Source organism: Paenibacillus sp. FSL H7-0703, from assembly GCF_038003485.1.
Lineage (GTDB): Bacteria > Bacillota > Bacilli > Paenibacillales > Paenibacillaceae > Paenibacillus > Paenibacillus polymyxa_B.
The window spans coordinates 1783946-1796459 of the sequence record NZ_JBBOPF010000001.1 but is presented as its reverse complement, the minus strand read 5'-3'; the positions used below and the strand labels follow the sequence as shown (position 1 = coordinate 1796459).

The window sequence follows — 12514 nt, the reverse complement described above, 5'->3', positions numbered from 1 at the left end:
TAGTATATTCTATCTCAAAGAAATGGAGGCGAATTTGAATGTATAAACATCGTAAGCATGATTGTCATTTTCCAAAGCCAAAAAAACGTGTCTTTAAGAAGATCATTAAGGTGACTGTCATTAAGTTTAAACCTAAATTTAAACGTGATCACTGGAAACATGAAGATTTTGATAAGAAATGTCATTGCCGGAAACGTCGCCATCATCGCCATCATGACTGTCATCGTCGTCACCACAAATTCTACTAAGATGAAGATAGTAGGAGGCGGGGCTAGACTGCCCGCCTTCTCCTAGTACGAGGATTTTGGAAGATACTTGCACAAAAAATACTTGCTCTAATATAAGCGCTATGCTATTCTACCAGTAAATAGATTGCACGTGACGGAAGCACCGTTCACCAACCGTATGTACTTACGGATGGATGAACGGTGCTTTTTTGCGTTGTTGTGTTAGGGAAAGGGATGAGCGTTATGGTTCCAGTGAAAGTGGTATTGGCTGTAGAAGGCCGGGATTATATTGAGCCGCTGCTGAATTATGTTCACGGAAGCGAGTACGCCAGAAGGCTGAGAATAACGGCTTTTTCGCAACCGGAGGCATTTCATCAATACATGATGGAAACCAGCGGAATGAAAAGACCGGACGTGGTGGTTGGTGAAGCGGCTTTTTTGAATCTATGGACAGATAGGGAAGCTGCTGATATTCCTTGTTTGGTATTGCATGAGGGAGAACAAATGAGCGAATATGGACAGCCTTTATTAAAATATCAGCCCTTATCTGAGCTGGTCGGTTTTATTTTGGAAACGGCGAGACAGAAGTCGAACGGTCGGAAATGTGTAAACAGCCGGGAAGGTGGACTGATTATCGGCATGGTAGCAGCTTCCGGCGGACTGGGCAAGACAACGGCCGCACTCAATATGTCCAAACAGCTGGGGAGTGAGGGATATTCGGTATTCTATCTGAATCTGGAGACGGTGGATTCAAGCTCGTTGTTCACTGGTTCAGACAGTGCTAGCGGAGCAGAAGGAGAAGGGCTGTCCAGGCTGCTCTATGATCTCAAGGCGGAGGGGAATGAGGGCATTCCATTATCCGTGGCAGCCTATTGTGTTCGCCGCCCTGAAATTCAGGCGGATACTTTTCAGCCTGTCTATAATCGTAAGGAACTGACGGACATGACTTGTGATGAAGCGAAGGAACTGATTCGAACGGTTGCCGAAAGCGGACAGTATGATGTAGTGATCGTAGATGGCGATTCTGAAAAAGGTGACCGGGCTCAAGCTGTGCTTGAAGCTAGCCATAAGCTGATCTGGCTGCTGGCAGACGATTTAATGAGCATGCACAAGTGCGGATTATGGCTGGATGTTTTAGAAACCACGCAGCCTGAAGGGCTTGAAGATATGATATGCAAAACCAGCTTTGTGGTGAACCGCTATATGGGAACTATGATCAACTCGTTACCTCGTGACTTCATGGAGCTAAACGGAGCGTTACCCTATATACCCTCATGGAAGCAGATGCAGCACCGTGAGCTACTGCTTAGTTCACCGATTTATCAGCGGGAAATTCGTCATCTGTGCCACGAGCTGCTGAATGTGGACAGTGTAACACATTCGCCGGCCGTTTGGTCTTAAAAGGGGCTGATGAACATGAATGAGGAACGGTTTAAGGCATTGCGAGCAGATATCCGAAACGGGCTGGACGTAACGTCTTCGGTAAAGGATGCCGATCTGGTTCGGCATATTGAAAATCGAATTTTACACGATGTAGAGCTGGCGGGCTTAACTTCCCGTGAGAAGCACGCACTTGTCCGCAAGATTTTTAACTCTTTCCGTGGGCTAGATGTACTCCAGCCATTGATTGACGACCCGACCGTTACGGAAATTATGATCAACAGTCACCGGGAAATCTTTGTGGAGCGGGCTGGTGAGGTGATGCAGGTACCCGATCAATTTGAGTCCCGCGAGCGACTGGAGGATTTAATCCAGACGATTGTAGCCGGGGTGAACCGAATTGTGAATGAGGGTTCTCCCATTGTGGATGCCCGGTTAAAGGATGGGTCACGCGTAAATATTGTGCTGCCTCCAGTTGCTCTCAAGGGTCCGACGATGACAATACGGAAGTTTCCCGAGCGTCCTATGACGATGGATGACTTGATACGAATGGGTGCGCTGGATGCAGAAACCGTTGCTATGCTCAAGGACTTGGTACGTAGCAAGTACAACATTTTTATAAGCGGGGGAACGGGCTCTGGTAAAACAACTTTTCTGAATGCATTATCCCAGTTTATCCCGTCGTCTGAACGGATTATTACTATTGAAGACTCAGCAGAGCTGCAAATTGTGACGGTCCCTAATCTGGTTTCCATGGAAACAAGGAATGCGAACACCGAGGGAAAGGGAGAAATCACAATTCGTGATCTGATTCGCTCCTCCCTGCGTATGCGGCCCAATCGCATTGTGGTGGGTGAGGTCCGGGGAAGTGAGGCGCTGGATATGCTGCAAGCGATGAATACTGGCCATGATGGAAGTTTGTCAACTGGGCATGCGAATAATATCCGCGATATGGTCAGCCGGCTGGAAACGATGGTGCTCGGAGGGGCAGAGCTTCCGCTTGGAGTAGTACGGCAGCAGATCAGCTCAGCTATTGATATATTCGTTCATCTGTCACGGATGCGCGACAAATCCAGACGAGTGCTGGAAATTAGCGAAGTGATTGGTTTTGAAAATGGTGAGGTGACGCTTAATCCCCTTTATCGTTTTCAGGAACGAGGAGAAAGTAAGGGGCGAATCGTAGGAGGTCTGGAACGTTGTGGCGAGGGTCTGCAACATACTTTGAAGCTGCAAATGGCCGGGATCAATCCGGAAAGCTGGCACAGGGGAGGAGTATCAGCGTGAAGTTAGGAAAAACGACTGCCAAGCAAGTATCACGTGAGGTCCCTTCTCTGCCAGATTATACGGTGTATACATTATCGTCAGTACAAAAAAGTCTATGCATATTGTTTAGTGGCGTGCTGTTTGCGATGATCGGCTATCTATTTTATCACCAATGGATATTATCATTTCTGTGCGCTGCCGGGGCTGTGGTGACGCCTCGTTATTTTAGGCAATTTTTGCTGCACCGACGCAGGTCTGCTCTAAGCATCCAATTCAAGCAGGCTTTATATTCGCTCTCGTCTTCTCTTTCAGCGGGGAGGTCGGTGGAGAATGGTTTTCGTGAGGCTGTAGAGGATTTGAGATTGCTTAGTCCAGATGGAGATCACGACCTGATTTTTGAATTTAATATCATTACCGCCTGTCTTGAAATCGGACAGCCTGTAGAGGCTGCTTTGCAGGATTTAGCCCGTCGGGCGCAGATGGAGGATATTACGAATTTTGCGGACGTATTTGCGGCTTGCAAACGAACCGGAGGTGATCTGGTGGAAGTCGTACGACGAGCTTCAAGTGTCATTGGTGAGAAGCTGGAAATTCAGCAGGAGATCGGTGTAATGATTGCGCAGAAACGTTTTGAATCGAGGGTTATGTTTGCGGCGCCTTTTTTGTTTGTATTGTTTATGACGATGACGGCGGGTGATTACATGATGCCCTTATACAGCGGTACAGGTATGATTTTATCAACCTTTTGTTTATTGGTGCTTGGTGGGTGTCTTGTGTGGATCAACCACATTATGAAGATTGAAGTGTAAGGAGAGATGGGTGTGGTGATGTTGGTTTGTCTGGTCATGCTGGTTCTGCAAGTGGGAGGTTGGGTGGTGCTGAACCAGATGCATAGTGCTAAGTATGCGCATTTTCGCCATATGAAGCTGGAGGGACTGCGGCTGCAAAGACTTTCAGTCCCATTTGTACACATGATTCATGCTTCACGTGCTACTCACCGGCTACCTTTGCTGATGTTCAAACTCCAGCGTTCGGTGCAGAAGCTGTATGGTATGCGCAACAGCGGAGAAAAAACGATGCTTTTTCTGGCAGAAATGTTGGGTTACGGATATATGATGGCTGCTGGTGGAGCTTTAATATCGCTTATGCTGGGCGGGGATGCGACTGGGCTGGTGCTCGGATTGGGACTTGGTATTCTGGTACCCATCGCGCTGATCAAGGATTTGCATGGGAAAGTACAGAAGCGGGATCAGCAAATTTTAATGGAACTGCCTGAACTGTTGAGTAAAATGATGCTTTTAGTAGGTGCAGGTGAGACGGTACAACGGGCATTGCTACATTGCGTGGAACGTAAAGGGGCGGATACGGAACATCCGTTGTATCGAGAACTGAGGCAGACGGTGGCGGAATGGGAAAGTGGTTTTTCCTTTCAACAGGCATTTGAGCACCTGAGCAAACGTTGTGGTATTCAGGAAATGACGGTATTTACGACGACAGTTTTGTTGAATATGAGGCGCGGCGGGAGCGATTTCGTGATGGCTTTACGTGAGTTATCCCAGACGTTATGGGGCAAGCGGACTTCAATTAGCCGCACAAGGGGGGAGCAGGCTTCATCTAAGCTAGTATTCCCGATGGCGCTGATTTTGCTAACGGTAATTGTGCTGGTGGGCGCTCCGGCTTTAATGATGATGAATATGTAGGAGGAATACAACGATGATGACATTAGTAACAGGCAGTATTCGTAAATTGTACAAGGATGAGGATGGTCTGGGTACGTTAGAAATGATCCTGATCATTGCCATTCTGATTGCGGTGGCAATTATTTTCAAGGATCAGATCAAGAAAATTGTAGAAGGGCTTTTGAAAAAGGCGGATAAAAAAAGTAACGATTTTATGGATTCATAATGCTGCGCAAATTGGCACAAAAAGAGGACGGGAGCTTCTCCTTGGAAGCTTCCCTCGTCTTTCCCATTCTACTGCTGGTCATTTTTGTGATGTTATTTTTTTGCCTGTACATATATCAAAAATCTATATTGGTGCAGGTCGCTGCTACTGCTTCGGAAAGGGCCGCTTACAGTTGGGATAACAGCTTCAAGGACCCGCGTACGGGAGCATTTATGCAAGGGCAACGGGATTCTCTCTATTGGCGCTTGAAGGATGATGTTATGCTGGGAGCCCTGTTTGGCTGGACCGGAGCCAACAATCAGGAAAGTGTACAGGTGCCGGGCGGCAATGGGGGAGGCTCGTTACCTGCTCAAAAGCTGTCCAATGCAGAAAATAATATGCCTGCGGGCATGCAGGGGCAGATGACATATGAGAACAGTATGATTCACCGTAAGGTGACCACAAAGTTAAATAAGATAGTGAAGGTACCTTTGTTGAATCAGTTTTTAGATCAGACAGATTTGCAAGGGGAAATGAGTTCTGGCGTGGTCGAACCTGTAGAATGGATTCGTACGGTGGAGTTGGTCCGTTATTATGGTGCGAAGTTTATGGGCAGAGGATCAGGTGAAAAGGTAGATTCGGCAGTTGTAGGGAAAGTATTGATGCAATATGGTCAAAATGGTCAGTGAGAAGTAAGTAACGGGAATGTAACTGGAAAGGAGGAAGCGGGTGTTTGGTAAGGGACACAATATAAAGGACGGGGAATCAGGTGCTGTCACGGTCTTTTTAATTCTGATTTTGGCGGTCATGTTCGGTTTTATTGCTGTATTTATTGATTACGCGAGAATTGCTGCACTGCATGTGCAGACCGAACGGCTGACCCATGCGGCGGTTCGTTCAGTGATGTCTGCTTATGATCCGACATTACAACAGGAGTACGGTTTGTTTGCTTATGGCGAAGGCGGCGGAGAACAAATTATGGTCAAAGTGCTCAATGACAGCGCGCGGCGTACGGCACGCGCAGAAACGCTACCGCTTATGAATATGAAGCTGGATTCTAGTTCCCTGCAAATGGAAAGGGAGCTTGGTAAATATGCCATATTTAACGAGCAGATCCGTGAAGAGATGAAGTATAAAGCACCTGTCGATTTTACGTTTGAAGTGCTCGAAAAGCTAAAGCCGCTCTCTCAAAATATGAAAGAGGCTTCTCATACGGTAGATTTGCTGAAACGGCTGCAAAAGCTGTACGACAGACGAGAGGCCAAACTAGATGACATGCTGGAGAAGCAGCGTAAGGCAGGAGCTTATATGGAAGAGGTTCGTAAGCGGATTATTAAACAGAGGGGCACCTATATGCCCAATCAGTATATATGGGACCCGCTTGAGGTTGTAGCCGATATTGCCGCTCAATATAAGCATTACGTACATGTATATGAAGACAATAAGAAGAGTGTGGACGACGTAAAAATCATGCAGATGGAAAAATATGCACGTAGAGCGAGGGCAGCGCTTGATCGCCTGCGTCAGATCATGGCTCAGGCTGGAGAAGAACATGATAAGCTGCTTCTGGAAGCCAAGGAACCGTTAAATGAGGCCCGGCAGATCAATGAAGAGATGCGCAAAGTCATTGCCCAGTATAAGCAGAGGGCGGCCAATGCAGGCTACGATGAGGTTTCAGCAGCACCTACTCCAAGCGGAGCAGGCTCCAGCGCAGATCCGTCGGTAGGAAGCGCACGGCAAAAGGTAGAGGATTTGTTGATTCCAGACAAGGAATTTGAGCAATGGGAAGCAGAAATTGAAAAGCAACGGACTTCTATAAATACTGCTAACAATAGAATAACGAGTATGATGCGTACATTATCTTTTTATACAGATCCATTTTTGAATGCAGACATGCTCAAGCAAGAAGTCGCTTCAACGCTCAAAGAGATAGATAAATACTTGAGTGCGTATGCTTGGACGGGACCTGCGAATGTACTCGACGGTGAAGCCAAAATGATGGATACGCGACGTGGACCGGACAAAGAACGCAAGAAAATGGAAAAAGAGGCGAAAAACAAGCTCAAACAAGCCTATCGGATCATTGAGGTTCTTTCCAAAGGTAAACAAAGTGCAGAACAATTCCGAAATCTGGAGCGGTATTACAATGAAAGTATTTCGTTTAACCAGTCTACATCCAGTCCATCTGTATCCGCTGATTTGTCCTATGACACCTATGATGCAGCGGGAGCTTCCATGGATAGTATGGATGGTCTATACGGGTCGGCATCCAATTTACTGACTCAACTGGGAGACGAGTTTTACCAGAATGAATACGCACTTTCTTACTTCCATCATGTGGATTTTAGCTGTTTTGGCAGTTTGGCCAGATCGGATGGAAATGTGGGAAATGCTGCACAGATTTTGGGAGATCAGCTGGAGGTGAATAATCAGGAAGTTGAGTACATCCTGTATGGGTTCCATAATCCGACGGGTAATCTGGCATCCGCCTATGGAGAAATTTTTGCTATGAGACTTGCCATTCGAACAATGGAGGGATTGGTTAAAAACAGTTCAAAAGGTAATCCGCTGGTCGTTTTGGCGGCAGCTTTGTTATATGGAGTAGAAAAAGCGATAGAAGATATGATTATGCTGGCACAAAAGGGGGACGTGCCATTGTCTGATTTTCTAAAATTTCGAATGACATACAAGGATCATTTGCGATTGTTCCTGATGCTCCATAGCAATAATGAACGAAAAATGTCCCGTATGCTTGCTCTGATCCGCCTGAATACAGATGTCAATCCTGCTGAGCGGCAAACGTATGCAACGGGTGAGGTCAAGAATGGGATGAGGCTGTGGTTTCTACCTGGGGTAATGAAGATGCTCGGAACCGCCTCAAAAGAAGGCGAGAGTATTAAGGGAAGTGTGTACTATGTCACGAAAACAGCGCATTTTTCCTATTAATCAGTATTTACGGCAGGTTTGTGGGCAGGAGGGGCGTGAACAAGGAAGTATTGTTTTAGAAGCGTCACTCGTGTTGCCAATGTTTCTGTTTTTTATTATTTTTCTCATTTATATGGTTCAGATGACGCTGGTATCCACAGCCTTGCAGACCACCGCTTCAGAAGCGGTTAAGCAGGTTTCGACTAAAATCTACCCAGTTTCTCTAGCCGTGGAGGCGGCGTCCGCGAAAATAGATGCAGTCCGTGAACTGCTGGATGGATTGCCCAAGTTATCTGTGAGTGAATATGCAAGCCAATTCGCTGCCCAGTTGCCACCTCCAATTGGTGATTGGGTAGAAAGCGCTGTTCAGGGCGGTCAAAAGCCGATGGAGGAGCTGCGGGGGCGATTTACGGAAGCTGCACTTGACCCTGTTCTGAAGCCGATGCTAAAGCCTTTTATGGAGGAAAGCATTCTCGAGTATGACCGTATTCATATAACGAGCGTACATGTACCTGCTCTTACAGGAACTAAGGACCCTTATTTTAGAGTAGAGCTGTCGTATGAACTGCCGATGAAGGTCCCCTTTCTGTATCGCAGCATTGTGCTTCAGGCGGCGGCAGAGGAACGTCTTTGGATTGGCGACACAGGGGAAGGAGCAGGTACAGGAAATGCGACAGGAGATAAGGATGCGCAGCATTCCATACAGTTGCTCGTCAAGCCTGAACCTGCTGTGAAAGGTGTGTACAATTTGATCAAGGCCAAGGTTGAGCCTGGGACGACTGCTAACCTTTCTGTACTTTATAAGTCGGGTGAGAGCACAGCTCAGCACTTGGGCTGGACCTCTGCCAATGCGGACGGGATTATTGAATGGAACTGGTTTGTGGGAACGAATACAACACCCGGTCAATGGAGCTTTGTGATTGAAACGGAGGACGGTCAACGTATAGAAGTTCCGTTTACCGTGGAAAAGTCAGCTGATGGATAGGTAGGATCGACTCGACATAGACGGACAGGAATAACTACGATGGAAAGTGATTTGGTAGTCTGCTAGTTCTATTTTATAAAGGGGGAAGATCGCATTGACGTGGATGTATATTGTATGCGGAGTTCTGCTCGCGATTGCGTTAGTTACGGATTTACGTAGCATGAAAATCCCTAATAAGCTTACATTGCCCGGCATAGTGGTAGGCTTGGTGTTCAATACTCTGTTTGGAGGGTGGCACGGTTTTTTATTTGCTGTTGCTGGACTAGGTACCGGATTTGGGTTCATGCTGATTTTGTACTGGATGGGAGCTGTTGGTGCAGGAGATGTAAAGCTGTTCGGCTTGATTGGAGCATGGACAGGTGCTGCTTTTGCATGGCAGGCAGCTTTATATTCGATTTTTTTTGCAGGTATTATTGGCATAGGGATTTTGCTATGGAAGAGGGAAACGATCATCAGACTGCGGCGCGTGGCTTTTAATTTAGGAGGATTTTTTCTATTTCGCAGCGGCAAAGCGCTGACCAGTGGAAATGAAGCGCACCTCAGGTTTCCTTTTATGACGGCAGTCATTCCGGGAGCGATCAGTGCTTATCTTTACTTCTTGCCATGACATGTCCGCTGGGGGAGATCATGCTACCTCACGGAGATAGGAAATTGTTAAGGAGGTCATGAATTGTTGGGTTTAAGTAGGGATTTTGCCCGGAACGGCGGGACATTTATGATTCTAAACAAGGAAGACGGGCTCAAGACCGATGATTTAAATTCCGTACAGACCGGAATGATGACTGGTAATCGGATTCCCGGTCTGCTGGAACTTAGAATAAAGGAAGTCGATTTTCAGATTGAGTTACATTACGACATTTCGGGGCAACGCATGCTTTCCCAGTTATGGAAAGGTGGGGGCGTGTCGACTTCTGAATTCTACCGGATTCTTTATGAAGTGGCAGATGCCCTCCATCGCAGCCCGCAATATATGTTAGATATCCGCCAGTTTATTTTGCATGAGGATTATATTTTTCTAAGTGGTTCAGGTACTAGGGAAACCGCCAGTTTAACCTATGTTCCTTTACGCAGTGTACAGTATGCAGGGCAAACAGGCAGTCAATTTAAGCAGATGGTTATTCGTTTAATGACTCGTGTGGTCCACCTTCAGGGAGAATATATACAACGCATACTCGATCTGTGTGATAGAAATGAATTTGAATTGGGATTGCTAAAGGAACTGCTATTGCAAGGAATGAAGGCTGGTACAGAGAGTGCTAGCGTGCAGGGAGAAAGTATGGAAGGGCGAGCTTTTTCATCAGCCGACCCTATCATATCTGCTCATACCTCTCATGTCTCTCATACCTCACAGGGGAACTATACTGATCGTGGCGGAACATACGGGCAAGAGCATCAGGAGACTCTGCAGGAGATTCAGGAGCTTAAACGGATCAATCGGCTCAAACCGTCCATGAAACCAGAGGAGAATTCTGAGCTTGTAACAGAAAACGAAGTTGAAGATGTGGAGCCTGGATTGCAAAAATATAAAACGTACATTGCTCTTGGATATCTGCTCGCTTCGGCCATCGTGTGGCGTTATATTTATCTGGATCATCCAGAGACGGTACCGTTGATCATTTCCGTGGTGCTTACCTTGGTACTTGCCGCTGTTGCTTATATAAGCTGGACGGGGAAATGGGAGCGCAATCGAGCTTCATCTCATATGTACAGCGATTCAGTACCTGTATTGGATTCGGAATGGTTAGGAACTACTTCTTCCCCAGCACAGCGGAAAAATGATCGTTATCAGGTAGATAAGCTGACCGGATTTGTAGCGGGACGTCATCATCAAGACAAGCAATCTTCCGATTCGAGTGATCAAGGGCAGGAGAGCTGGAGATGGACTTTTCCAAACTCAGAATCTAAAAGCATGGGAAACCGAGTTACGGAAGATAGGGAGAAAACTTCAGCAAATTTTGACTTACACGAGCCATCGTGGAAAGGTGCGGAGCAGGGAAATGAATTGGAGGCTAGTGATACCAGTGAGGCTTATTATAAGTCTCTCTCCGGGGTTACGGAGCTGCTAAATGCTGTATCTAAGCAGGAAACGATGCTGCTTCGTCCAGATCAAGAGATACCGATTTCACCTGTTCAGCAATCTCCGATTGCTTGCCTGGATCGCAAGCCACCAGGTAGTGGAGGGACCGAGCGCATCCGGTTGCAGCCAGACCAATTCGTTGCAGGCAGCTTTATCATCGGGAGAGATCCGCAATTGGTCCAGTTTGTGGAGCATACGGATGGAGCTTCCCGTTCTCATATTGAGCTTTGCATAGTTACAGGAGAACATAGCCACATTGTTAAGGATTTATCCTCGACGAACGGAACTGTTTTAAATGGAGAGCCTATGGTGCCTTATAAGGAGTACACAATGAAGGATGGAGACACTTTTAAAATCGCCGGGGTATCTTATACTTATCGGTTGGACTCTTTTAAATCCTCCAATGCATCATAAATAAAGGTTATATGGATATATGTCAAGAAGAGGCCTGTTATGTTCAGGGCTTCTTTCTTTGTAATAGGGGCTATTCATAGGAATAAAATGAGCATCTTAAAAACTTGCAGTCTGCTTGAGAGATTGTGTCGGACTAAAAAAAGAACTCTAAGCTGGCAGTGACACTACCTACCAGCCTGGAGTTCCTCTTTTTAGATTCAATGCTGTTTTTGGGAAGAATGGAGTTCCTCAAGAGCGTCCTTAAGTAAAGGATAGTTAAACTTAAATCCGTGCTCCAGCGCTTTGCGCGGTAGTACCTTTTGACCATCCAATACAAGCGTACTCATCTCACCAACTAGCTTTGAAACGAGAATGCTGGGGACGGGAAACCAGTGCGGACGGTGATATACCGTAGCTACTGTCCTCCCAAACTGGTCGTTCGTCAAGGGATGTGGTGATGAAGCATTCACTGCCCCGACGATTTCCGTCGTATGGATGCAGTACGTGATCAGACGAACGATATCTTCAATATGAATCCAGCTCATCCATTGATGGCCACTGCCTATTTTGCCGCCGAATCCGAAGCTATAAGGCATCTTCATGAGGGGGAATGCCCCTTTTTTTCTGTCCAGCACAAGGCTAATGCGTAACTTAATTAAACGGGCATCAGAAGGATAGGCATTGGCGGCTTCTTCCCATTGCTCTACCACCTGAGACAGAAAATCTCCCGAACGACGTGGGCTCGTTTCATCGAATGTTTCGGTCAGGGAAGTACCATAGGCGGCAACAGCCGAAGCCTGAATGATAACTTTCGGCTTTTTTTGTAGAGCATTCAATGCTTGAGCCAACCGTGCAACAGATAGCAGTCGAGATTGAAGAATTCTTTGTTTGGACTTATCCGTCCAGCGCTGATTCAGCGTTTCGCCTGCTAAATTAACGACCGCATCGGTGCCTTCCAGTACTTCAGGCTTTTGTTTTAATTCGTTCCAACTCATATATTGCAAACGGGGGCTCGCTTCGTGTCCTACCAGTGGCTTGCGGGTAACGACTTTCACGGTGTATCCGTCGTCTAGCAAGCTTTTGACCAGTGCACTCCCCACCAATCCAGTTCCTCCACATACGATGATGTTCATGGAGCCAGCTCTCCTTCCGATTCACAAAAAAAATACATCTGTTATAGAATATAACCCTTTTCGAGAAAAAAACTTCATATGAATGTACCTTTATACGGTTAAGGATGTCAAACCATGATTTTATTTACCCTCGTTTGACTAACATATATTCGGATGTGTACTTTATCTACGTGTTCCCTTAATAGAGTCATTTAAGAAACCTGCCATAAAAGCTATGTTGTTTGATTTCAATAATCACGTTAAAATG

11 protein-coding genes are annotated in these 12514 nt (G+C 46.4%); 10 read left to right on the top strand and 1 reads right to left on the bottom strand.

Going from position 1 to position 12514, the window contains the following annotated elements:
• Positions 1-470 precede the first annotated feature (470 nt).
• The 10 genes from MHB46_RS07615 (at position 471) to MHB46_RS07570 (ending at position 11155) form a co-directional block, all read left to right on the top strand.
• Positions 471-1628, top strand: a complete 1158-nt coding sequence (locus tag MHB46_RS07615) for a ParA family protein (protein ID WP_341162001.1) — start codon at positions 471-473, stop codon at positions 1626-1628.
• Positions 1629-1643: 15 nt separating this feature from the next.
• Positions 1644-2891, top strand: coding sequence for a CpaF family protein (locus MHB46_RS07610; RefSeq protein ID WP_341162000.1), 1248 nt, complete (start codon positions 1644-1646; stop codon positions 2889-2891).
• The gene (locus MHB46_RS07605) at positions 2888-3679 is read left to right on the top strand and encodes a type II secretion system F family protein (protein WP_341161999.1); all 792 of its coding nucleotides are present in this window, start codon (positions 2888-2890) and stop codon (positions 3677-3679) included. Before MHB46_RS07610 ends, MHB46_RS07605 begins: the two co-directional genes overlap by 4 nt.
• Before the next feature lie 6 nt (positions 3680-3685).
• Positions 3686-4570 carry a type II secretion system F family protein gene (locus tag MHB46_RS07600; protein ID WP_080942820.1) on the top strand — a complete coding sequence of 295 codons (885 nt, stop codon included), beginning with the start codon at positions 3686-3688 and terminating at the stop codon, positions 4568-4570.
• A 13-nt stretch (positions 4571-4583) separates the two neighbouring features.
• The gene (locus MHB46_RS07595; RefSeq protein WP_013309278.1) at positions 4584-4775 is read left to right on the top strand and encodes a Flp1 family type IVb pilin; all 192 of its coding nucleotides are present in this window, start codon (positions 4584-4586) and stop codon (positions 4773-4775) included.
• Entirely contained in the window at positions 4775-5443 is a 669-nt protein-coding gene (locus MHB46_RS07590; protein ID WP_190298841.1) for a TadE family protein, read from the top strand. Before MHB46_RS07595 ends, MHB46_RS07590 begins: the two co-directional genes overlap by 1 nt.
• A 40-nt stretch (positions 5444-5483) precedes the next feature.
• The gene (locus MHB46_RS07585; protein ID WP_341161998.1) at positions 5484-7700 is read left to right on the top strand and encodes a hypothetical protein; all 2217 of its coding nucleotides are present in this window, start codon (positions 5484-5486) and stop codon (positions 7698-7700) included.
• A complete protein-coding gene (locus tag MHB46_RS07580; RefSeq protein ID WP_341161997.1) occupies positions 7669-8664 on the top strand; it encodes a TadE/TadG family type IV pilus assembly protein in 996 nt (331 codons plus the stop codon). The genes MHB46_RS07585 and MHB46_RS07580 overlap by 32 nt, the downstream gene beginning before the upstream one ends.
• A 94-nt stretch (positions 8665-8758) precedes the next feature.
• Positions 8759-9271, top strand: a complete 513-nt coding sequence (locus MHB46_RS07575) for an A24 family peptidase (protein WP_341161996.1) — start codon at positions 8759-8761, stop codon at positions 9269-9271.
• 63 nt (positions 9272-9334) lie between these two features.
• Positions 9335-11155 (top strand): DUF6382 domain-containing protein, encoded by a 1821-nt coding sequence (locus MHB46_RS07570; protein ID WP_341161995.1) that lies wholly within the window; start codon positions 9335-9337, stop codon positions 11153-11155.
• Positions 11156-11352: 197 nt separating this feature from the next.
• Here the strand turns inward: MHB46_RS07570 and MHB46_RS07565 are convergent, their stop codons facing one another.
• The gene (locus tag MHB46_RS07565; protein WP_341161994.1) at positions 11353-12267 is read right to left on the bottom strand and encodes a TIGR01777 family oxidoreductase; all 915 of its coding nucleotides are present in this window, start codon (positions 12265-12267) and stop codon (positions 11353-11355) included.
• Positions 12268-12514 lie beyond the last annotated feature (247 nt).